Origin of the sequence: Alkalihalobacillus phoenicis (genome assembly GCF_047302405.1) — a bacterium.
In the GTDB taxonomy this organism is placed as follows: domain Bacteria; phylum Bacillota; class Bacilli; order Bacillales; family Bacillaceae_D; genus Alkalihalobacillus.
The window spans coordinates 2,194,649-2,217,002 of sequence record NZ_CP154853.1; the positions used below are offsets into that span (position 1 = coordinate 2,194,649).

At 37.7% G+C, this 22,354-nt stretch carries 22 protein-coding genes; all 22 read right to left on the reverse strand.

Features of this window, described 5'->3' with window-relative positions:
* Positions 1-28 precede the first annotated feature (28 nt).
* Positions 29-847: a flagellar basal body rod protein FlgG gene (flgG, locus tag AA0017_RS10410; protein ID WP_413381600.1), complete on the reverse strand. Its 819-nt coding sequence runs from the start codon at positions 845-847 to the stop codon at positions 29-31.
* A gap of 81 nt (positions 848-928) precedes the next feature.
* Positions 929-1,324 carry a TIGR02530 family flagellar biosynthesis protein gene (locus AA0017_RS10415; protein ID WP_413381603.1) on the reverse strand — a complete coding sequence of 132 codons (396 nt, stop codon included), beginning with the start codon at positions 1,322-1,324 and terminating at the stop codon, positions 929-931.
* Positions 1,325-1,329: 5 nt separating this feature from the next.
* Positions 1,330-1,848: a flagellar hook assembly protein FlgD gene (gene flgD / locus AA0017_RS10420; protein ID WP_413381606.1), complete on the reverse strand. Its 519-nt coding sequence runs from the start codon at positions 1,846-1,848 to the stop codon at positions 1,330-1,332.
* Between the two features lie 17 nt (positions 1,849-1,865).
* Positions 1,866-3,218 (reverse strand): flagellar hook-length control protein FliK, encoded by a 1,353-nt coding sequence (locus tag AA0017_RS10425; protein ID WP_413381609.1) that lies wholly within the window; start codon positions 3,216-3,218, stop codon positions 1,866-1,868.
* 199 nt (positions 3,219-3,417) lie between these two features.
* Entirely contained in the window at positions 3,418-3,990 is a 573-nt protein-coding gene (locus AA0017_RS10430) for a magnesium transporter MgtE N-terminal domain-containing protein (protein WP_413381612.1), read from the reverse strand.
* Positions 3,991-4,006: 16 nt separating this feature from the next.
* Positions 4,007-4,444 (reverse strand): flagellar export protein FliJ, encoded by a 438-nt coding sequence (fliJ, locus tag AA0017_RS10435; protein ID WP_413381614.1) that lies wholly within the window; start codon positions 4,442-4,444, stop codon positions 4,007-4,009.
* A gap of 1 nt (position 4,445) precedes the next feature.
* Entirely contained in the window at positions 4,446-5,762 is a 1,317-nt protein-coding gene (gene fliI / locus AA0017_RS10440; protein ID WP_413381616.1) for a flagellar protein export ATPase FliI, read from the reverse strand.
* Positions 5,759-6,538 (reverse strand): flagellar assembly protein FliH, encoded by a 780-nt coding sequence (gene fliH / locus AA0017_RS10445; protein ID WP_413381619.1) that lies wholly within the window; start codon positions 6,536-6,538, stop codon positions 5,759-5,761. Before fliH ends, fliI begins: the two co-directional genes overlap by 4 nt.
* Positions 6,531-7,544, reverse strand: a complete 1,014-nt coding sequence (fliG, locus tag AA0017_RS10450; protein ID WP_413381622.1) for a flagellar motor switch protein FliG — start codon at positions 7,542-7,544, stop codon at positions 6,531-6,533. Before fliG ends, fliH begins: the two co-directional genes overlap by 8 nt.
* A gap of 12 nt (positions 7,545-7,556) precedes the next feature.
* Entirely contained in the window at positions 7,557-9,128 is a 1,572-nt protein-coding gene (fliF, locus tag AA0017_RS10455) for a flagellar basal-body MS-ring/collar protein FliF (protein WP_413381625.1), read from the reverse strand.
* 54 nt (positions 9,129-9,182) lie between these two features.
* Positions 9,183-9,491, reverse strand: coding sequence for a flagellar hook-basal body complex protein FliE (gene fliE / locus AA0017_RS10460; protein ID WP_413381628.1), 309 nt, complete (start codon positions 9,489-9,491; stop codon positions 9,183-9,185).
* 24 nt (positions 9,492-9,515) lie between these two features.
* Positions 9,516-9,980 carry a flagellar basal body rod protein FlgC gene (flgC, locus tag AA0017_RS10465; RefSeq protein WP_413381631.1) on the reverse strand — a complete coding sequence of 155 codons (465 nt, stop codon included), beginning with the start codon at positions 9,978-9,980 and terminating at the stop codon, positions 9,516-9,518.
* Between the two features lie 5 nt (positions 9,981-9,985).
* On the reverse strand, positions 9,986-10,384 hold the full coding sequence (gene flgB, locus AA0017_RS10470; protein ID WP_413381634.1) for a flagellar basal body rod protein FlgB: 399 nt from the start codon (positions 10,382-10,384) through the stop codon (positions 9,986-9,988).
* 433 nt (positions 10,385-10,817) lie between these two features.
* Positions 10,818-11,597: a GTP-sensing pleiotropic transcriptional regulator CodY gene (gene codY / locus AA0017_RS10475; RefSeq protein WP_003320685.1), complete on the reverse strand. Its 780-nt coding sequence runs from the start codon at positions 11,595-11,597 to the stop codon at positions 10,818-10,820.
* 26 nt (positions 11,598-11,623) lie between these two features.
* Positions 11,624-13,021, reverse strand: a complete 1,398-nt coding sequence (gene hslU / locus AA0017_RS10480; RefSeq protein ID WP_413381637.1) for an ATP-dependent protease ATPase subunit HslU — start codon at positions 13,019-13,021, stop codon at positions 11,624-11,626.
* A gap of 53 nt (positions 13,022-13,074) precedes the next feature.
* Entirely contained in the window at positions 13,075-13,614 is a 540-nt protein-coding gene (hslV, locus tag AA0017_RS10485) for an ATP-dependent protease subunit HslV (RefSeq protein ID WP_413381640.1), read from the reverse strand.
* Positions 13,615-13,698: 84 nt separating this feature from the next.
* Complete coding sequence (gene xerC, locus AA0017_RS10490; RefSeq protein ID WP_413381642.1) at positions 13,699-14,613, reverse strand: tyrosine recombinase XerC; 915 nt, start codon at positions 14,611-14,613, stop codon at positions 13,699-13,701.
* A gap of 60 nt (positions 14,614-14,673) precedes the next feature.
* Positions 14,674-15,981, reverse strand: coding sequence for an FADH(2)-oxidizing methylenetetrahydrofolate--tRNA-(uracil(54)-C(5))-methyltransferase TrmFO (trmFO, locus tag AA0017_RS10495; protein ID WP_413381645.1), 1,308 nt, complete (start codon positions 15,979-15,981; stop codon positions 14,674-14,676).
* Positions 15,982-16,281: 300 nt separating this feature from the next.
* On the reverse strand, positions 16,282-18,354 hold the full coding sequence (gene topA / locus AA0017_RS10500; protein WP_413381648.1) for a type I DNA topoisomerase: 2,073 nt from the start codon (positions 18,352-18,354) through the stop codon (positions 16,282-16,284).
* A 158-nt stretch (positions 18,355-18,512) separates the two neighbouring features.
* Complete coding sequence (gene dprA / locus AA0017_RS10505; RefSeq protein ID WP_413381651.1) at positions 18,513-19,394, reverse strand: DNA-processing protein DprA; 882 nt, start codon at positions 19,392-19,394, stop codon at positions 18,513-18,515.
* A 389-nt stretch (positions 19,395-19,783) separates the two neighbouring features.
* Positions 19,784-20,698, reverse strand: a complete 915-nt coding sequence (sucD, locus tag AA0017_RS10510; RefSeq protein ID WP_413381654.1) for a succinate--CoA ligase subunit alpha — start codon at positions 20,696-20,698, stop codon at positions 19,784-19,786.
* An 18-nt stretch (positions 20,699-20,716) separates the two neighbouring features.
* The gene (gene sucC / locus AA0017_RS10515; protein ID WP_413381657.1) at positions 20,717-21,877 is read right to left on the reverse strand and encodes an ADP-forming succinate--CoA ligase subunit beta; all 1,161 of its coding nucleotides are present in this window, start codon (positions 21,875-21,877) and stop codon (positions 20,717-20,719) included.
* Positions 21,878-22,354: the final 477 nt, after the last annotated feature.

The following is a 22,354-nucleotide window of genomic DNA, read 5'->3' on the forward strand; positions in this document are numbered from 1 at the left end:
CTCATGTCTCCATTTACTCATGTCTCCATTAACGTTTTAAGTTAATTAACTCCTGTAAAATATCATCAGAAGTTGTAATAATTCTTGTATTTGCTTGGAATCCACGTTGAGCGACAATCATTTCCGTAAATTCTTCTGATAAATCTACATTAGACATTTCGAGCGTACCTGCAACTAATGTCCCCGTACCATTCGCACCTGGAGTTGTTAAGTCACCGGCATCACCAGAGTTAGGTGTCGTAACAAATAAGTTATCTCCTGCTTTGGCTAAACCTTCAGCGTTTGGGAATTTAGCTAAGCCAATTTGTACATCTGTCTCAATCAATTCCCCTTCAGCATCAATAATGTTAATGGAACCATCTGCACCAATCGAAAAACTTTTAATATTATCTATATCACCAGCAATGTCGATAAAATTGACGGGTGTCCGGTTTACATCTAATACTTGAAGCCCACTAGAGTTGACTAAATTCCCGGCAGCATCTAAATAGAAATTCCCGGCTCTCGTGTAATACTCGGCTTCTCCATCTGTAACAACGAAATAACCATCACCGGAAATTCCTAAATCTAAGGCACGGCTCGTATTTTGTAAACTTCCTTGCGTATGAATCGTATCAATAGACGCAAGCTGCATTCCAAGTCCTACTTGAGTTGAATTAACCCCACCACGACCACCAGCAACTGGTGCTGTAGCTCCTGATAATTCTTGAGAGACCATATCAGAAAATGTCGTTCTCCCTTTTTTAAAACCGAACGTATTCACATTTGCGATATTGTTTCCGATCGTATCTAATTTAATTTGCGAGTTTTTCATTCCTGAAATCCCAGAATACATTGAACGTAACATATGGACACTTCCTTCTCATTTAATTAACTGTATCAATCATTCAACAGTTATAAAAGCTTCCTTTAATAGGTCCAGCTTTTATCATTTAGTGTTTTCCTCAATCACAATCGTTCCATTAATATTGGTGAAAATTTGTTCATTTGCTTCTTCTCTTTTTAAAGCCGTAATAACCGTCTCATTTTTAGCGCTAATAATCAAAGCTGCCTCACTCGTTAAAACAAGGGAGTCATTAATCCCCATCTTTTTTGCTTGTTGCACTTTATCGCTTATTTTTTGCCATGTCATTTCATTAATCAAAATGCCACGCTCAAGCATACGGCCTTCAGCATGTTTACTTACTTTTAATGGTGACGTTGGTTCAAGCTCTTTTTCTAAAAGACTCTTAAATTCTCCTGAAGTTGAACGCTTAGTTGGATGCTTTTGTGAAAGGGAATGCGGATGGACCATTTGCAAGGAGGCTAATATTCTCTTATCCATCCCTCTTATTCCACCTCGTTCTCCGTGTCATCTTTACCAACATTTGAACTAGGTTGTTCAGGTGATGTTGAAACAGGTTCAACCTGTACTAATTGGAAATTACTAATCCACGTATTATTATCTAATAACAAACGAAGACTTCCGTCTGTTTCAATTTTGACCGACTTCACAGCATTTTCTAAATATTGAACATCGTGTCCGACTCCATTCTCACTATCAACAAGTTGCATCCATTGCACATTTTTACCAATCAATTGACTATGAGTAACTAAACTTTGCGTGATTTGCATATCAACCATATATTGCATCGATTGATTCAGATTCGTCATTTGTTCAAGACTTGAAAATTGAGCCATTTGTGAAATAAATTCACGATCGTCCATTGGGTTTGTCGGATCTTGGTTTTGCATTTGTGTAATCAAAAGTTTCAAAAAATCATCCTTCCCAAGCATATTAGAGCCACTTGATTGCATCGGTTGATTTTGAATACTTGAGAGCCACAAATTATTGTTAATCGCTGTCATCTTATCCCTCCTTTATCTTACACTTGCTCATCAAACGAATAAGACTCTAACCATTCATAAAAACTAGCTTCATCTTCTTCATTTTCAAACACTGGCTTCTCTTTCTCTTGTTCTTTCTGCTGAGAAGATTGTCCATTTTCTCGTTCAAATCGTTCCTTTTCTTCCGTTACTTCAATTCGTTCCACTTGTAGTTGTTGTTGCTGTAAAGCCTGGCGTAATTGGTTAATTTGGGATTCAATTAACTCCCGGGCACTTCCTGTTTGAGCAGTAATTTTTGCGACTAAACTTCCTTCTTGTTGAACAATTTGAATATCTAATCTCCCTAAATGTTCAGGATAAAGTCTTACTTGAATGGTGTTAGCTGCTCCATTTGTCTTACTCGATAACAATTGTCGTTGGAAAATTTGTTCGAGCTGCTTCAAAAATTGCTTTTGCATCACTTCTGGTTCTTGATTCACACCAAATCGAATCGTTGCCTGTTCAGCGTGTGACATCGTTTGAGCAAAAGGCATATCTGCAACTTTTTGATCTTGAGTTGCTTCTCCCCCAGTTAGTTGAACCGTATTGACAATCGTATGGTGGGATTGATTTAAACGTTGAACTAAAGCTAGCTGTTCGTCCTTTGGCCTCTCAGTATTTGGTTGAGAAGAAGTCACACTATCTTGTTTGATTTGTAACAAGTGTTCTTTTATGTATGTCAGCACTTGTTTAACATCTATTGCCTCCTGTTTAGCTGTCGGCTGCTGAACTTGCTGTCCTACCTGTTGTTGAATAAACGTAAGAGCACGCTCTAATCGTTCATTTGGACCGTTCTCCATTAACAATTGTGCCACTTTGTTCTCTAGCATTGACCAGTCTTTAACTTGAAATTGATTAAAAGTAGCAACCAACTGAACGAGAGATGGACTTTTATCATTAACTTCTTGATTTGATTGAACAAAGGCGATAAGAATCTCTTCGGGAAAAAGCTCGATAAAATCAAGTAATAGTTCGGATTCATTTACAAAAGTGCCGTTTCTATGTTGTTCCACTTCTAATTCGTTTGTTAGTGGAAATATATGAAGGAGCCAATTCGATAACTGTTCTTCCAGTTCAACCGCCTGTTCAATACTTTCATTTCCACTAAAAATATGAATCATTTGTTTAAATGAAAGCTCTTTTTCATTAGCTGGATCCTCTTTTAACCAATCTAAAAAAGCTTGGCTAGCAACAGTTAATGGCTCAGAAGAGTTCACTAATTGATTTGTCGGTTGTAATGTTTTATTTAACAGCTCTGAAAAAGATGATGAAGTTCCTTTTTCCCCCTGCTTTTCAAGAAGCTGAAGCATTGAATTTTGATTGGTTGGAGCCACATTTACAACGTTCTGCACTGTCTCACCTCCTTTCCATTAGAAGCATTGAAAAACAGTCTACTCGTTAAGATATGGTTACATTAGTTAGCTTACTCCGTTATGGATAATTTAAAAAACGATGACCGCCAGTCTAATAAGAAACCTAATAACCTTAGGTTTTCTCTTGAAAGTTAAAATCAAGACTTTTTTAGTTACCTCTTTCAAATGTTTGTAGAAATTAATTATCTACAAGTCGGTTCATAATTTCTGCTGCCCTTTCACTATCTAAGCGAGCAATAATATTCCCTCGATGTTCTGATGAGATTTGCATGAGGTGAGCCATTGTCTCGTCAATCGAAAGCTCTGCAATGATACGAGCAGCATTTTTAGCTGACATATTTTCATAAATTTGGCCAACTTCATTGGCAGAATTTCCAGGATTGGTATGTTCAGCTGTTTGTGTCGGCTCCATTTGTTCTACTTCTTCTTGCAATTGCCCATTCTCTTGTTCAAGCTCTGTAATCAATAAGTCTTTTTCTTCTATTAATTGATTAAGAGTGGCTAATTGTTGCTGGTGCTCGTTTAATTGAAGTTGTAATTGCTCAATTTGTGCGTTCATTTCAGCCTCAGCTTCATTTCCAGTTAAATTTGAAATAACCGGTAGTGAACGAGCCATGTCCTTCATTCGATTAATTGTCGGGTGTTCTACGACCGTCATCAAAACGATAGCGACTGTTAACAATACGGCTGCCGGAATGATAAACACCATTAAAAACCATGTTCCTTTTCGTTGCTTTTTCGTTTCATTCATTCGCCATCACCCTGTTTTACCTTTTGGAATACATCAAAACAGACATTTCATCCATTAGAACGTTCTCTAAATGGGTTTGTTCTTGTTCGTACGCTGTATGTTTGAGTTCTTTCATTTTTTGATATTTTTTAAACTCAATCGTTCGTTCCACAAGCTCTTGCTGTTTTTTTTGCATATTATTTCGAGCGATTTGAGTTTTAACTTGTTGTTTGTTAATCTCTTCTTGCAAGCGGAGGAATTGAGATTGCTGCTGCTGAATATCCCCAATCGTAATTCCTGTTTGAATTCGATTTCGGGCATTGTCTTCTAAACTTTCTTTTGACTTTAATAAGTTGTATAAAATCGTTGCCTTCTGCTCAAAATCATCGACTGCTTTTGAATAAATCGATTGCCCTTCTTTTTTTTCTCTTTCCTTTAATTCCATTACTTTTTGTAAAGAAAAGTGGAAGGCCATTTTACAACACCTCTTTACCAAACTTTTGAACTAATCGTTCGATCGATTCTGTTAATGAAATATTTTCTTCGGTCGTTTGCTGCAAAAATTGGATAATATCAGGGTAAAGAGCGACTGCTTGGTCAATATCTGGTGATGACCCTCTCTTATAAGCGCCAATTTGAATTAAATCCTCCGCTTCTAAGTAGGTAGAAAGAACCCCTCTGACCTTTTTAGCGATCTGTTTATGTTCCTTGCTGACGATATCATCCATCACCCGACTAATACTTTTTAAAATGTTTATCGCTGGATAATGTCCTTTATTGGCAAGCTGTCTTTCTAAAACAAAATGACCATCTAAAATTCCACGCACGGCATCCGCGATCGGTTCATTCATGTCATCACCATCAACCAATACCGTATAAAAAGCCGTAATACTTCCGTCAGCACTCGTTCCAGAACGCTCCAATAATTTTGGTAACATCGCAAATACACTTGGTGTGTATCCTTTAGTTGTTGGTGGCTCACCAATAGCTAGTCCAATTTCTCGTTGGGCCATGGCGAATCTTGTGACTGAATCCATCATCAAGTTGACATTTAAACCTTGATCACGAAAATATTCTGCAATTGCGGTTGCCGTCATCGCCCCTTTAATACGCATTAATGCGGGTTGATCAGACGTTGCTACAACCATAATCGTATTTTTTAATCCATCTTCACCTAAATCACGCTCAATAAAATCTTTCACTTCACGTCCACGTTCCCCGATAAGGGCAATGACATTAATATCAGCAGCCGACTTTTTGGCAATCATCGCCATTAGCGTACTTTTTCCGACACCACTTCCGGCAAAAATCCCAACACGTTGCCCTTTACCAACTGTTAAAAACGTATCAATCGCTCGAACTCCTAAACTCATCGCCTCAGTAATTCGTGGCCGTAACAAAGGATTAGGAGGAGCACTTTCAGTCGGGAAAGACGTCAACCCTTTAGGAAGTGACATTCCGTCTAATAGTTCACCACATCCATCAATCACTTTCCCAATTAAAGAATAGCCGACTTTTACTTGTAATGGTTTTCCAGTTGCCTCCACAAGGCAACCAGGTGAAATCTCTGACGTAGAATTTAAAGGCATTAATAATACATTTTCGTCACGAAAACCAACAACCTCTGCCTTCACTTTTTTATTAAACTTTTTTCCAACAAGGATATAACACAGTTCACCTACTGATGCTTGAGGGCCTTTTGCTTCGATCGTTAGTCCGACGACTCTTGTTACTTTTCCGTACCACTTATAAGGAGATAATTCCATTATTTTGTCAGCGATAAGCTTATTCATTCATGTAACCCCTCTAATATTTCTTGCAGTTGATTTTTCAACTCTAGTAATTGCCGATCAAGGGTCGCTTCCATTCTTCCTAAACGAGTTTCAACCACACAGCCATTCGTCGGCAAATTGAGATCGGGGTAAATAAATAGAGTTTCCGTCCGACTTAAAAGTTGTTTCAATTCCTCTTTTTGTTTAACCGTATGCTCATACCAAGCGGGGGTTACGTATAATTTCACTTCTTCATGCTCTCTAACTTCCTGCATCACTTGTTTTAGCATTTGATTCCAGTGTTCCGTATTTAGTTCAAGTCTCTCACCTAGTACTCGCTTCGCCAAAAGATGTGCGATATCGATCATTTGTGGTTCTGCTTCTAAAAGCATTTGTTTGTAATCATGCTTAGCCACTTCGATAATATGAGAAGCTTCCGCTAATTTTTGCTCATACTGCCGAAAAGCTTCTTCTTTACCTTGTTCAAAGCCACTTTGATACCCTGATTGAATCGCTTCTTCTTTAAGGAGTTCGATTTCTTCTAGTTGCTTTTGCCGCGATTTGTTTAGTTGGAGTTGCATTTGTTCGATTTCTAACTCAGCTTGTTCTTTTAAACGCTTCGCCTCATCTTCTGCCTGTTGGAGTAAAGACTCGATTTCTTGTTTTTTTTGTTGTTCATTTACATTTAGTTCCGAATTAACTTCATTTAAGACGGGATTAAATTGCTCAAGAGGCCGAATTATAATCTTTTTTCCTTCCGTTTTACTCGTATGAGGTGACTTTATGACATTAGACAACAATATCATCTCCTCCACCACGAGCTATAACAATTTCACCAGCTTCTTCTAAGCGACGGATAATCGTAACAATACGTGATTGAGCCTCTTCTACATCTCGTAATCGAACAGGCCCCATATATTCCATTTCTTCTTTAAAGGCTTCTGCCATTCGATTTGACATATTGCTAAGAACAACATCTTTTACTTCATCGCTCGCTACTTTTAAAGCAAGTTGTAAATCATCGTTTTCAACATCACGAATCACTCGTTGAATCGAGCGATTATCAAGGGTCACAATGTCTTCGAATATAAACATACGTTTTTTAATTTCATCAGCAAGTTCTGGATCTTGAATTTCTAACGCATCTAAAATCGTACGTTCTGTACTCCGATCCACACTATTTAAAACATCGACAACAGACTCAATTCCACCTGCATCCGTATAATCTTGGGTAACGGTCGCGGACAGTTTTTGCTCCAAAATCATTTCGACTTCATTAATGATTTCGGGTGACGTTCGGTCCATTAAAGCGATTCGTTTAGCAACATCTGCTTGCACCTCATGAGATAATTCAGACAATATTTGTCCGGCTTGCTCACTTTCTAGATAAGATAAAATAAGGGCAATTGTTTGTGGATGCTCATTTTGAATAAAGTTCAAAATTTGAGCAGGCTCTGCCTTTCTCGCAAAATCAAATGGGCGCACTTGTAAAGTCGATGTTAATCGATTAATAATATCCATCGCTGCTTGTTCACCAAGAGCCTTCTCTAATATACTTTTGGCATAGCCAATTCCACCTTGAGCAATATAATCCTGAGCCAATACTAGAGAATGGAATTGTTCTAAAATCTCTTCCTTTAATTCGCTTTCCACTTTACGGACATTAGAGATTTCTAATGTCAATTGTTCAATTTCATCTTCTCTTAAATGTTTATAAACATTAGCTGCCACATCAGGTCCTAAGGAGATCAGGAGAACCGCAGCTTTTTGTTTTCCAGTTAAACCTCTTTTTGCTCTTGCCAAGGTCATACCCTCCTAGTCTTCCGAGAGCCAAGTTCGTAATAATTTTGAAAAGTCTTCCGGTTTTTCTTTTGCCATCTTTTCAAGCTGTCTACGCTTGGTTTCATGCTCACTTATGTCTTCATCTAATAATTCTTCAATATCATAAGAAATCAGCTTTTCTTCTTCCTCAACTATTTCTTCCTTCTTTCTTCCTTTAAGTAATAAAAGAAGTAAAGCGATAATAATAACAAGTACGATCGCTCCTGCTACATATAACCAAGTTGGAACGGCCATGTTAGGAGACTCTTCAAATACTACTTTCCCTTGAAACGGCTGAGACGAGACAAAAATACGTTCATTAATCATCGCATCGCTCATTTCTTCTTCACTAATCGTTGGAAGCGATGTTCGTACGACTGTCGCTAAAATTTGTTGAATATCATTAATTTGTTGAGGCGGTAACTGTGCCATTCCCTCTGGCGGTTCAACCATTACTTGTATACCGATATCACGAATTTGATAAGGACTTTCAACAATTTCACGATTTATCCGATTCACTTCCGTATTAATTCGTTCTTCTGTTCGTTCCGATTCAGATTCACCCGCACCGTCTACCCCTTGATAATTTGGAATTTCATCACCTGTTCCAGCAATTCCACCGATACTAGAACCAGAGCTACTATAAGCTTCCTCGACACGTTCAACACTAACCACAATGCCTTCCATCGTTTCTTCATTGACTGGTGTCACTAGTTGTTCCATTCGATTTTCTTGAGTAAAGTCAATATCTGTTGTGACTGATACAAGCACTTTATCCCGACCAACAATCGTTCCTAACATTTGTTGCAAACTTTGGGTAATATCTTGCTCAATATCCTTTTGAATTTTCCGTTGTTGTTCAAAAGCTGCTAGGACAGAAGAGCTATTTTCATCTTCGTAAAAATAACTATTAAACATTTGATCAGATATGCCGATATTTTCTATAGGAAGATTCGGAACACTTCTTGATGCTAAATGATAAAGGGCTCGAACTCGATTTTCATCCAACGAGTAACCTGGTGCTACATTTAAGATAATCGCCGCAGTCGCACTTTGTTTTTCAGCGTTTAACCAAACACTATCTTCAGGTAATGTAATCATGACATTCGCATTTTGAATCCCGTCAATCGAACTGATCAGATTTTCTAGCTCAGTTTGAATGGCCGCCCGTTCGATAACTCGAAATTCATTATCCGTCATTCCAAAACCCATTTGGTCTTGAATCGATGTGTAATCAATATTCCCACTGTTCGGAATGCCCTCAGCAGCAAGTTCCACTTTTAAATTGTCAACAATTGGTTCGGGAACCATTATCGTTGTGCCATTATCACTCACCTTTGAAGACACCCCTCGTGAATCGAGCGTTGCTTTAATTTGACCTGTTTCTTGAACACTTAAATTGCTATATAAAGGAACAAATGTTGTTCTAGTACTAAAGAAAAGTAACAGACTGACAAAGATAATCATTCCAATTAGTCCAATAACAAAATACCGCTTTTGCGTTTCTGTTCTCTCTGTCCAGTAATTTGTTACTTTTTCTTTGTATGTTAATAATTTCTCGTTCATGGCTCCTCCTACAATCAAAAGCAGTAGAGAATTTTGACTATCTTCATTTTTCTATTAAACTTGCATTCTCATAATTTCCTGATAGGCTTCAACGACTTTATTACGCACTTCTACAGTAGCTTGAAGGGCAACAGATGCTTTTTGACCTGCGATCATAACCTCATGTAAGTCATCAATTTGACCTGTTACAAGTTGCTGTGTTTTTTGCCCGGACTCTTGTTGCAATTGATTGACATTATTTAAAGCATCTTTAAAGGCCGCTTTAAACGACGCTTCTGCCTCGGCAGGTGTTTGTAGGACCTTTTGACTTTGCATTTCATTTGTTTTCAACACAAACGGAGACTGTATGCTGTTTATTTCCATTATCTTCACATCCTATTTCTTCAATTAACCTTTTCCGATCTCTAAAGCTTTCATCAACAAATTCTTTGAAGCGTTCATCGCCGTCACATTCGCTTCATATGACCTAGATGCACTCATTAAATCGACCATTTCCCGAAGCGGATCAACATTTGGCATCGATACATAGCCTTCTTCATTCGCATCAGGATGCTCTGGTTGATAAATGAGTTTAAATGGAGACATATCATCAACTAATGCCGTTGCTTTTACCCCTTGACCGACAGAACCACTTGAATTCATCGCTCTAGATAACTGAGCCGAAAAAGGGCTTTGATTTCCTGATTGAGGAGCTAATGAAACCATCTTTCTTCGATAAGGCTGCCACTCGCCATTAACATACTCACCTCGAGTTGTTTCAGCATTTGCCATATTAGCCGATACAACATCCATTCGAAGACGCTGAGCCGTTAACGCTGATGCACTAATATTCACACTATTAAAGATTGTCATTTAATTTAACTACCTCCTCTAATGACCATTTTTAAGTTTGAAAAATTCCCATTAAGCCGGTCAATTAAGCCATTATAGTAAATTTGATTTTTCGCTAACTCTGTCATTTCCAAATCAATATCAACATTACCACCATTATGATTATAGGAACTATTTCCCTTTGTGAGAATAGGACTAGAAAAGCTCGAACTTTTAAAATCAACATGTTTTTCATTAGTTCGATGTGCTTCCAATTTTGAACGGGAAAGTTCCTGATTTAATAACTGCTCAAATGATACTCGCTGTGCTTTATAATTCGGCGTATCAACATTCGCTATATTTTGCGAAATGGCTTTATGCTGCATTTGAGCCCCATTTAACCCTTGCTCTAACATTCGGAAAGTCGTTCCCGAAAATAAATTCACTTTTTTCACTCCAATCTTTTAAACCCTTAACATATGCCTTCTAAATATTCTATATTTCTACAAAATCCTACATATTACTCTCTATGAAAATTGTAATAAACATTGGGACAAATGTCTAACACCGTTTTACCTATTTTCACATTTAGTAAAAACGGACTACCCAAAAAGATAGTCCTTCTTGCTCATCTATAATAAATTTGTCATTACTTATAGATTTTTTTTATTATATCACTACTTCTTTATTACTTTTTAACCATTAAAAAATTCGTCATAAAAGCGTCATATTCACAGATACTTTTACTAAATTCTAAATATTCTTTTATATTTATGCCGAAAAGTCATATTATTTTAACAAAGTCATCTGAGTATTTTTTCCTCATTAAACAAAAAAATAGGACCACTGTCACCATCAGTGGTCCTATAAAATTTATACTTATTTAGTTTTTAATTTGTCTAGTTCGAATAAAAATTTGTCATTTAAAACTTTAATATATGTCCCTTTCATACCTAATGAACGAGATTCAATAACACCAGCACTTTCTAATTTACGAAGAGCGTTTACGATAACTGAACGTGTAATTCCGACACGATCCGCGATTTTACTCGCTACAAGTAAACCTTCTTTTCCATCAAGTTCATTAAAGATATGTTCAACAGCTTCTAACTCACTGTAAGATAATGAACTAATTGCCATTTGAACAACCGCTTTACTTCTTGCTTCCTCTTCTATTTCTTGTGTTTTTTCATGTAAGATTTCCATTCCTACTACGGTTGCACCATATTCAGCTAAAATTAAATCATCATCATTAAACGAATCGCCTAGTCTTGATAAAACAAGTGTACCTAAACGTTGTCCTCCACCAATAATTGGAACAATTGTTGTAAGTCCTGATTGGAATAATTCTTTATTTTCGACTGGGAACGCTGTATAGTCACTTTCAATATCAAGGTTAGCTGTTGTTTCTTCTACTTTAAATAGACCAGTTGTATATTCTTCTGGAAATTGACGATCTTCAAACATCTTTTGCATTCTTTCGTTTTCAATTTCTTGACTAATCGCAAAACCTAATAATTTTCCACGACGGCTAACAACAAATACGTTCGCACTAATCGCATCACGTAATGTTTCGGCCATTTCACGGAAATTGACGTGTTGACCACCTGTTTTTTGTAACATCTCATTAATTTTTCTTGTTCTTGATAATAAACTCATTAAAATATCCTCCTAATTTCTACTTCTTATAAAATAAATTGACTTAAATCTCGATTTTTAGCAATAGATGCTAATTTTTCATCTACGTATTCAGGGGTAATTAAAATTTCTTCTAAATTAATATCAGGTGCCTCGAATGACAAATCTTCAAGTAATCTTTCTAATAAAGTATGCAGACGTCTAGCTCCGATATTTTCCGTATCACGATTGACCTCTGTTGCAATTGTCGCAATCTTATGAACAGCTTCGTCCGAAAATCGAACTTTTATACCTTCTGTTTCTAAAAGAGCTATATATTGTTTAATTAAAGCATTATTTGGTTCAACCAAAATACGGACAAAGTCCTGAACGGTTAGATTCTCTAATTCAACCCGGATAGGAAAACGTCCCTGAAGCTCCGGGATTAAATCAGATGGTTTTGCGACATGGAACGCCCCGGCCGCAATAAAGAGAATATGGTCGGTTTTAACAGAACCATATTTCGTAACAATCGTCGAACCTTCTACAATCGGAAGAATGTCTCTTTGTACCCCTTCACGCGAAACATCAGCCGATTGTTGATTGCCTTTACCAGCTACCTTATCAATTTCATCGATAAAGATAATTCCTAGTTGTTCGGCTTTTGTTACCGCATCATGGGTTACTTCGTCCATGTCAATTAACTTTTGTGCCTCTTCTTCTGTTAACACTTTTCTCGCTTCACTTACAGGCAATCGACGCTTTTTCCGCTTTTTAGGCATCATCCCACCTAGCATCTCTTGCATGTTCATGCCCATCTGCTCCATACCTGCTCCTTGGAACATATCCATAAAACCTTGTTGTTGCTCTTCAACATCAATGGTAACGAGATAATCTTCCAATTCACCTAATGCAAGCTGGTGGGCCATTTGTTTTCTTTTTTGGGCGATTCCATGATCTTCTTCTGTTGATGATTCTGTTTGTTCAGTTTCATTTTGTTGACCAAAGATCATTTCAAATGGGTTTTTATAATTGGATTGCTTTTTCGCTTCGGGCACAAGCAATTGAACAAGCCTCTGATTCGCTTGATTTTCAGCTTGTCTTTTGACCGATTCCATTTTTTCTTGTTTGACGATTCGAACACTCGTTTCAACTAAATCTCGGACCATTGATTCGACGTCACGACCAACGTAACCAACTTCCGTAAATTTAGTTGCCTCTACTTTAATAAAAGGAGCTCCGACTATTTTAGCTAAACGGCGGGCAATTTCTGTTTTACCAACACCCGTTGGTCCAATCATTAAAATATTTTTGGGCGTTACCTCATCACGAAGCTTATCTTCTAATAAACTACGACGATGGCGATTTCTTAAGGCAACAGCGACTGATTTTTTGGCTGACTCTTGACCGACAATAAACTGATTTAAACGCTCAACAATCTGACGTGGTGTTAAAGAAGTACTCATATTTTATCACTCCTCACTTTCGCTCAGTGCTGGTAATAGTAGATTAGGCTTTATTATAATTCTTCTATCACGATTTGATCATTTGTATAAACACAAAGCTCTCCTGCTGTTTCTAAGGCCGCCTTGGCAATTTCTTTGGCACTTAATTGTGGAGCGTGTTTTTTTAATGCTCTTCCAGCTGCTAACGCATAGTTTCCACCTGAACCAATCGCTAAAATCCCATCATCAGGTTCAATCACTTCACCAGTTCCAGAAACGAGTAATAAATGCTCCTGATTCATGACAATTAACATCGCTTCTAATTGTCTCAACATTTTATCACTTCGCCATTCTTTTGCTAGTTCAACCGCCGCTCTTTGTAAATTACCATTATATTCTTCTAAACGACTTTCAAATTTCTCATACAAAGTAAAGGCATCGGCAACAGAGCCCGCAAATCCAGCAATGACTTGATTGGAATAAAGACGACGTACTTTTTTAGCGGTATGTTTCATTACAACGGCATTTCCCATCGTAACCTGCCCATCTCCAGACATCGCACATTTCCCTTCATGTCGAACCGCAAAAATCGTCGTTGCATGAAAATTGCCCATTATTCGTCCCCCCTTTAGCTCTTTTCTCAAAATAGGTCAACGTCATACCCTTATTCTACTAAGCATACACGGCTTTGAAACAATTTATGCTCGTGGGTGATTTTGCATGTATACATCCCGAAGGCGTTCCTTTGTCACATGCGTATATATTTGAGTAGTGGACAAGCTCTCATGTCCTAAAAGCTCTTGTACCACCCTTAAGTCTGCTCCATTGTTAAGTAAATGAGTGGCAAAAGAGTGTCTTAAATGATGCGGACTCACATGTGATGTTAAGGCAGCTTCTTTTACTCTCTTTGCTAACAAAGTCCGAAATGAACGAGTTGAAAGTGGTCCACCTTTATAATTTAAAAACAGATGATTATTTGTTTCACGATTCGTCGATTTTGCTAACAGCTTTTTTCGACCGTCTTCGATATATGTGTTCAATGCCTCACAAGCAAATTCGCCAACAGGAACATAGCGCTCCTTGTTTCCTTTTCCATGAACAAATACCGTGCCAATCATAAAATCAATATCGGCCAGTTGCAACTGCTGACATTCACTGACCCGCATCCCTGTCGCGTACAATAATTCAATAATCGCTTTGTCTCTTTGAAGTAATGGCTCCTCACCTTGTAACGAGTCAAATAATTGAATCATTTCTTGCTCGTACAAAAAGTGGGGTAGCCTCCTGTTTTGTTTTGGCAACGCCGTCATATTAAAGACATTTTCAGAGAGAATTTCTTCTCTTTCTAAAAAACGAAAGTACGAACGTAAAGCAGAAATTCGTCTTGATACCGATTTACGTTCATATTTCCTCTCGAAAAGATACGTCAAGTATCGGCGAACATGTTCACGGGTGACTTCTCTTTCACATAAAATCTTTTGTCCGAACATAAAGCGATAAAAATCATCTAAATCAATTTGATAGTTTGTAATCGTATGGCTGGAGACATTTTTTTCTATTTTCATATATTGAAAAAAAAGCTCTTGATTTTTGTTTCTCTGTTCAGGTTCCATTTCATCACCTCACAAAGCTTATCAAATTCTAACATGAATTCAGAACAGTGACAATTATGTTTACACTTTTTTCACAAAATTCTGAATCTCTTCCAATGCTCGCGTAGCCAGCTTTTCATAACGCTCTTTTTTATTACGAATCCTTTCTTCAAAAGGAGGCAATAAACCAAAGTTTGCGTTCATCGGCTGGAAGTTCTTTGAATTCGCTTGGGTAATATATTGAGCCATACTTCCAATGACCGTCTTATCAGGAAACTCTAACATTTCTTCACCTTCTACAAAACGTGAGGCGTTAATTCCTGCAACTAGTCCAGCTGCCGCAGACTCTACATATCCTTCAACTCCAGTAATTTGACCAGCGAAAAATAAATCATCGCGCTCTTTGTATTGATACGTTGGTTTGAGTAAGTTCGGTGAGTTAATAAATGTGTTCCGATGCATGACACCATATCGAACAATTTCTGCATTCTCTAAACCAGGAATTAAGCGAAGGACTTCTTTTTGTGGTCCCCACTTTAAATGAGTTTGAAAACCAACGAGATTGTAAAGAGTACCCGATGAATTATCTTGTCGTAATTGAACAACGGCATAAGGTCTTTTCCCTGTTTTAGGATCTTCTAATCCTACAGGTTTCATCGGGCCAAATAGCATCGTCTTTTTCCCTCTTGAAGCCATCACTTCAATTGGCATACACCCTTCAAAGAAAATTTCCTTTTCAAACTCCTTTAACGGTACTGTTTCAGCTGAAGTGAGCGCCTCATAAAAACGTTCAAACTCTTCTTCCGTCATCGGGCAGTTTAAATAAGCCGCCTCCCCTTTATCATAACGAGATTTTAAATACACTTTATCCAGATTAATCGAATCGGCTTCAATAATAGGTGCAGCCGCATCATAAAAATATAAGTACTCTTCACCTGTTAACTGACGTAGTTCTTTGGAAAGGCTTTCTGAAGTCAACGGTCCTGTTGCGATAATCGTTGGTCCTTCGGGGATTCCATCAACCTCTTCATTTATAACCGTTACATTCGGATGGTTTTTCACCTTTTCCGTCACAAGGGCTGCAAAATCATGACGATCAACAGCTAACGCTCCACCAGCTGGTACTGCCGCTGAATCTGCCGCTGCAATAATGACAGAATCAAGAGCTCTCATCTCTTCTTTTAAAACACCGACTGCATTCGTAAGGGCATTTGAACGGAGTGAGTTACTACACACAAGCTCAGCAAATTTATCCGTATGGTGAGCAGCGGTTTGTCTAACAGGACGCATTTCATATAACGAGACTTGAATGCCTCTTTTAGCTAATTGCCACGCCGCTTCACTACCTGCTAGCCCAGCACCTATCACATTAACATGTTTCGTTTGCATCATACTTCCTCCCACTTAAAACAATTGTGAACATTTTATGAATTAAGATTTTTTTTGACCATTTCCATGTACTTTGTTTGCATTTCAAAAATATTTCTTTATTTGGATTCTCTATGTAAGAATTAAATTCCTTTGCTAAAAAGCTATCTGTACTCAGTTTATCCTATTCAAAACAATTGTAAGCATACAAACGCCTTCACCCTACTAAAGGTGAAGGCTTTTAAAAAAGTACGTACAACTGACTTGATTGCCAAACATATCATAATACTTTTTTCTACAATATTCAACAAAAAACTCTTATTAATTTGATTCTTCTTTATAATCACAAGATGTACACTGTACTTGTACACCCTTTTTCGACTTCTTCTCAACGAGTTGCTGTTGACATTTTGGACACGAACGATTGATTGGCTTATCCCAAGAAATAAATTCACATTCTGGGTATCGATTACACCCATAGAACATTCGTTTCTTTTTGCTTTTTCGTTCGACAATTTGTCCTTCATGACAAGTTGGACAAGTAACCCCAATTTCCTTCACTATCGCCTTTGTATTACGACAGTCTGGGAAGTTAGAGCACGCCATAAATTTCCCATAACGGCCCATTTTGTACACCATGTCGTGCCCACATTTTTCACAAGTTTCTCCGGCTGGTTCATCCTTAATTTCAACTTCCTTCATTTCCTCTTCGGCAACAAGAAGTCGTTTTTCAAACCCTTGATAAAAATCATCAATGATTTGAACCCAGCGATGATTCCCTTCTTCAATCGAGTCTAAATCATTCTCCATTTTAGCAGTAAATTCTACGTCTAAAATTTCTGGGAAAAATTCAACGATTAAATGAAGAACAATTTCTCCAAGCTCAGTCGGAATGAAACGCTTCTCCTCTAAGGCCACATATCCTCTCCGCTGAATCGTATCCAATGTAGGGGCATATGTAGACGGGCGACCAATTCCTAGTTCCTCCATGGTTTTTACAAGCCTTGCTTCCGTATATCGAGGCGGTGGCTGGGTGAAATGTTGATTAGGTTCAATCTCTTCCTTTGAAACGATTCCACCTTCCTCCAAGTCCGGTAATAAGCGATCCTCTTCTTTTTTACCGTCATCATTTCCTTCAATATACACTTTCATAAAACCAGGAAATTTCAGCTTTGAACCGGTCGCTCGAAAGATAACTCCTTGATTCGTTAAGTCAACACTCATCGTATCCATAACCGCTGGAGCCATTTCACTTGCCACAAGACGTTCCCAAATTAATTTATAAAGTCGTAATTGATCTCTAGATAAATATACCTTTACATCTTTTGGCTCATAAAAGACGGATGTTGGCCGAATCGCTTCATGGGCATCTTGAGCATTAGAGCCTTTTTTATCAACTCTTTTTCCTTGTCGTAAAAATTCTTTTCCATAGTTTTTTTCGATAAACTCTTTGGATTCCGTTTGAGCCGTTTCCGAAATTCTTGTGGAATCGGTACGCATATACGTAATTAACCCGACAGTTCCTTCTTTTCCCAAGTCAATTCCTTCATAGAGTTGTTGGGCAATCATCATTGTCTTTTTTGCCCGAAAGTTTAACTTTCTTGCTGCTTCCTGTTGAAGAGAAGATGTTGTAAATGGGGCAACCGGGTTACGTTTTCGCTCCTTTTTACTAACAGAAGAAATATCAAATTTTTTACCTTTGATTTTCTTTAATATAGCTTGCACTTCTTCTTCAGAGGCTAAACTCTTTTTTTTGCCATCGACGCCATAAAACTTCGCATCAAATGTTTCCTCATCCATTTTGAATTGACCTTCGATGCTCCAATATTCTTCAGGTATAAACTCTTGGATTTCTTTTTCACGCTCGATGATCATTTTGACAGCAACCGATTGTACGCGGCCAGCACTTAATCCTTTTTTCACTTTTTTCCATAGAAGTGGACTAATATTATAACCAACTAATCGGTCTAAAATCCGACGTGCTTGCTGTGCATCGACTAAATCCATATTTATTTTTCTTGGGGTTTTAAACGCATCTTTAATCGCTTGTTTTGTAATTTCATTAAAGACGACACGACAATCTGAATTTGGATCTACCCCTAAACTATGAGCTAAATGCCATGCGATCGCTTCCCCTTCACGATCGGGGTCAGCCGCTAAATAAATTTGTTTCACTTTTTTTGCAGCAGTCTTTAATTCTTTTAATACGGGTCCTTTACCTCGAATTGTTATATAACGTGGTTCGAAGTCTTCTTTCACATCTACTCCCATTTGACTTTTAGGTAAGTCTCTTACATGACCCATTGAAGCTTTCACAATGTATTTTTTTCCTAAATACTTTCCAATGGTCTTTGCCTTGGCGGGAGATTCTACGATTACTAAATAATCGGCCATATTGCAACTCCCTCTCTCGAAGATAAAATGTAAATCTTCCTCATTATTAAACAGACTTTCTTATTTTGTCAAACTGTACTTTTTTATTTTTCTGTTTTAAAGCCACTTTTTTATCCTTTCTTCACTATCTTAGACACTATTTATATAGTAGAAACTCGTCAAATATCGACAGATGGTAATTCGTTTAAAATATCGTTTGCGTTCACGACAAGTTTTGCACCCTGTTGAATCAAATAATTTGTTCCTAATGATTGGGATTCATAAATAGGTCCAGGTACAGCAAATACTTCCCTTCCTTGCTCTAAGGCCTGATCGGCGGTAATTAAAGAACCACTCTTTTCTTTTGCTTCAACCACAATGACGCCATAGGAAAGACCACTTATGATTCGATTTCTTGCAGGAAACTGCCATCTTTTCGGCGGACAATAAGGAGGATACTCACTAATGACAAGTTGTTCTTTTTTAATATATTCATATAATGACAGATTTTCTTTTGGGTAAGGGTGAAAGAATCCAGAACCTAAAACCGCAATCGTTTTCCCTCCAGCCTTAATCGTAGCTTGATGTGCTATTGCATCAATTCCTTTTGCCAACCCACTAATAATCGTCCAATTTTGTTCAATAAGTGGGGGTAATAATAGGGCGACACTCCGTTTCCCTAATTGCGTTGGTTGCCTCGTCCCAACAGCTGCGATCATTTTCCTTTTTAATAACTCCTTTTTTCCAATTGTGTATAAGACAAGGGGTGGATCATAAATCTCTTTTAATAAAAGGGGATAATCTTCATCTATCATCGTAATCGCTTCAATTTGATATTTTGCCAAAAATTCAACAACCTGTTCTGGATAAAAACGATGATAGTCTTCATAAAAATGAGAGGCTTGTTTTGGAGAAAAGCGATAGATTTGCTGGAGGTCGTGGACACTTAAGGTAGGTAATTGCTCTAATTGAGGATCCTTTTTTAAAATTTTGAGACATTTTGCGTTCGATACTCCTCGACAAAAATGTAAATGAATGATTTTTTGACGAATTTGTGACAATATTTCACAACCTTTCAAAAATAAAATAACGCAGAGAAAAACGGGTCGTTTGTAGGAACTTATCGCGTGGGAAAATATATGTAGAACCAATAGGAATATTTCTGTTATACAACAAATCACATCGTCAATCATTACTCTCATTCGACATCACGTATTAAATTCCTGCTTTTTTCGTACCGATAAAAAGTAGAAGTGGAGATTATTGTACATGAAGAAGAGCTATTTCGCTTTGACGGGGTTCCTGTCGGTTTTGGGCCGTGTAAGCCGGGTCATTTTACTCCTATAAAAAAAGCTATCCACATAAGGTTATGTTAACCTTATCGGATAGCTTCCATTTAAATATGTCTAAGATTAGCATCATAGGCCACTCTTATTTTGAACATTAAATATTAATTTGTTACCTCATGTGTAACACACTTTTCGTAAAGACCTTTTTCTTTTAAAACAGAAATTAAAGTCTCGCCCATAACAGATGGAGTTTCAGCAACCTTCACACCGCAGCTTTCAAGCGTTTTAATCTTTTCAGATGCTGTACCCTTACCACCTGAGATAATCGCTCCAGCATGGCCCATACGCTTACCTGGAGGAGCTGTTTGACCACCGATGAAACCAACAACCGGTTTAGTCATGTTTTCTTTAATCCATTCAGCTGCTTCTTCTTCAGCAGTTCCACCGATTTCACCGATCATGATCACGGCATATGTGTCTGGATCTTCATTAAATAGGTTTAAAACATCGATAAAGTTCGTTCCGTTTACTGGGTCTCCACCGATCCCAACAGCACTTGATTGACCAATGCCTTCTGTTGATAATTGATGTACCGCTTCATACGTAAGCGTACCAGAACGAGAAACAACACCGACATGACCTTTTTTGTGAATGTAACCAGGCATGATCCCAATTTTACATTCTTCAGGCGTGATAACACCTGGGCAGTTAGGTCCGATTAAACGAGTTTTCTTACCTTCCATATAACGTTTAACAGAAACCATGTCCATTACAGGGATTCCCTCTGTAATACAAATCGCTAAATCTAATTCAGCGTCAACCGCTTCCATAATAGAATCTGCCGCAAATGCAGGTGGTACATAAATAACGGACGCGTTTGCACCAGTTGCTGCAACCGCTTCAGAAACTGTATTAAATACTGGGATTCCTTCTACTTCCGTTCCACCTTTACCAGGCGTTACACCACCAACGACATTTGTACCGTACTCAACAGCTTGTTGGGTATGGAATAAACCTGTTTTACCTGTAATCCCTTGAACAATAACCTTTGTATCTTTGTTTATAAGGATACTCATTTCTTTCGTCCCGCCTTTCTATTTAACTAGAGATACGATTTTTTGTGCGCCATCAGCCATGGAATCAGCCGCTGTAATATTTAAGCCTGATTCATTTAAAATCTTCTTACCTAAATCAACATTTGTACCTTCTAAACGTACAACTAAAGGAATTTCTAAACCAATTTGTTTTGTGGCTGCTACAACACCTTCTGCAATGATGTCACATTTCATGATACCACCAAAGATGTTAACGAAAATCCCTTTAACTTTGTCATCAGATAAGATAATTTTGAAAGCTTCTGTTACTTTCTCAGTTGTCGCACCGCCCCCAACATCAAGGAAGTTAGCCGGATCACCATGGTAATGTTTAATAATGTCCATCGTTGCCATCGCAAGTCCGGCACCATTAACCATACAACCGATGTTTCCATCTAATGCGATATAACTTAAATCGTATTTAGATGCTTCGATTTCTTTTTCATCCTCTTCCTCTAAATCACGGAAAGCGAGAACGTCTTTTTGACGGTAAAGAGCATTGGAATCAAAGTTTAACTTTGCATCTAGTGCCATTACTTTTCCATCTCCAGTTGTTACAAGTGGGTTAATTTCAGCAATCGAAGCATCGTTATCAACAAATGCTTTATATAAGCCCATCATGAACTTAACCGTTTGTCCAACTAACTCTTTCGGAATATTAATATTAAAAGCAATTCTTCTTGCTTGATATCCTTGCAACCCTACTGCTGGGTCAATGATTTCTTTAAAGATTTTTTCAGGAGTTGCTTCTGCCACTTCCTCAATTTCTGTTCCACCTTCTTCAGAAGCCATTAAAACGATACGTGATGTAGCACTATCTAAAACTAGTCCCACATAATATTCTTTCTTAATATCGCAGCCTTCTTCAATAAGTAAGCGCTTTACTTCTTTACCTTCAGGACCTGTTTGATGAGTTACTAATGTCTTTCCTAAAATCTCATTAGCGTATGTACGAACTTCATCAAGGTTTTTGGCAACCTTAACGCCGCCTGCTTTCCCACGTCCACCTGCATGGATTTGAGCTTTTACTACATTTACTTGCGTACCTAACTCTTTGGCAGCTTCTACTGCTTCGTCTACAGAAAATGCCACTTTACCATTTGGAACTGCTACTCCATATTGACGAAGGAGTTCTTTTCCTTGATATTCATGGATATTCATTCTCTCCAGCCTCCTATCGGTAACATAAATTGTTTCCTACCCAATCATTTTTCGAACGATTGATTAGAACCATATTTATTTTAGCATTATTAGAATTATTTGTGGAGGATTTTATTCAATAAATCGACAAATTCTTTTGTATTATAAGAATATTGATGCTCTTTTTCATTAAAAACCCGCTTTACTAAACCTTTTCCTCTCCCTTTTCATTCCAAAAAGCTTCTAAAGTTTTTTTATTTTTCTTTTCTTTATACTTGTTTATCATTAACCGATTTAGCCTTGCCAACCCAAAAAAAGCGATCAATTATTTGTTATTGTAATAAAATAATTCCTGCTCTAGTTACGAATTTAAAATATAATGATTTGAAAAATCAAAACCACCCGTGATAACGGGTGGTTTGCTCTACGGCTGAAAGCCTTTGTTACTGACCAAACCCTAAAGGGCTACTGAACGGTTCGCCATGTGTACTCCTTTTA

Excerpts from the sequence above, each read along its gene's own strand:
- flgG (WP_413381600.1), bottom strand. The coding sequence starts at position 847 with ATGTTACGTTCAATGTATTCTGGGATTTCAGGAATGAAAAACTCGCAA.
- AA0017_RS10415 (WP_413381603.1), bottom strand. The coding sequence starts at position 1,324 with ATGGATAAGAGAATATTAGCCTCCTTGCAAATGGTCCATCCGCATTCC.
- flgD (WP_413381606.1), bottom strand. The coding sequence starts at position 1,848 with ATGACAGCGATTAACAATAATTTGTGGCTCTCAAGTATTCAAAATCAA.
- AA0017_RS10430 (WP_413381612.1), bottom strand. The coding sequence starts at position 3,990 with ATGAATGAAACGAAAAAGCAACGAAAAGGAACATGGTTTTTAATGGTG.
- fliJ (WP_413381614.1), bottom strand. The coding sequence starts at position 4,444 with ATGGCCTTCCACTTTTCTTTACAAAAAGTAATGGAATTAAAGGAAAGA.
- fliI (WP_413381616.1), bottom strand. The coding sequence starts at position 5,762 with ATGAATAAGCTTATCGCTGACAAAATAATGGAATTATCTCCTTATAAG.
- fliF (WP_413381625.1), bottom strand. The coding sequence starts at position 9,128 with ATGAACGAGAAATTATTAACATACAAAGAAAAAGTAACAAATTACTGG.
- fliE (WP_413381628.1), bottom strand. The coding sequence starts at position 9,491 with ATGGAAATAAACAGCATACAGTCTCCGTTTGTGTTGAAAACAAATGAA.
- flgC (WP_413381631.1), bottom strand. The coding sequence starts at position 9,980 with ATGACAATCTTTAATAGTGTGAATATTAGTGCATCAGCGTTAACGGCT.
- codY (WP_003320685.1), bottom strand. The coding sequence starts at position 11,597 with ATGAGTTTATTATCAAGAACAAGAAAAATTAATGAGATGTTACAAAAA.
- hslU (WP_413381637.1), bottom strand. The coding sequence starts at position 13,021 with ATGAGTACTTCTTTAACACCACGTCAGATTGTTGAGCGTTTAAATCAG.
- hslV (WP_413381640.1), bottom strand. The coding sequence starts at position 13,614 with ATGGGCAATTTTCATGCAACGACGATTTTTGCGGTTCGACATGAAGGG.
- xerC (WP_413381642.1), bottom strand. The coding sequence starts at position 14,613 with ATGGAACCTGAACAGAGAAACAAAAATCAAGAGCTTTTTTTTCAATAT.
- trmFO (WP_413381645.1), bottom strand. The coding sequence starts at position 15,981 with ATGCAAACGAAACATGTTAATGTGATAGGTGCTGGGCTAGCAGGTAGT.
- topA (WP_413381648.1), bottom strand. The coding sequence starts at position 18,354 with ATGGCCGATTATTTAGTAATCGTAGAATCTCCCGCCAAGGCAAAGACC.
- sucD (WP_413381654.1), bottom strand. The coding sequence starts at position 20,698 with ATGAGTATCCTTATAAACAAAGATACAAAGGTTATTGTTCAAGGGATT.
- sucC (WP_413381657.1), bottom strand. The coding sequence starts at position 21,877 with ATGAATATCCATGAATATCAAGGAAAAGAACTCCTTCGTCAATATGGA.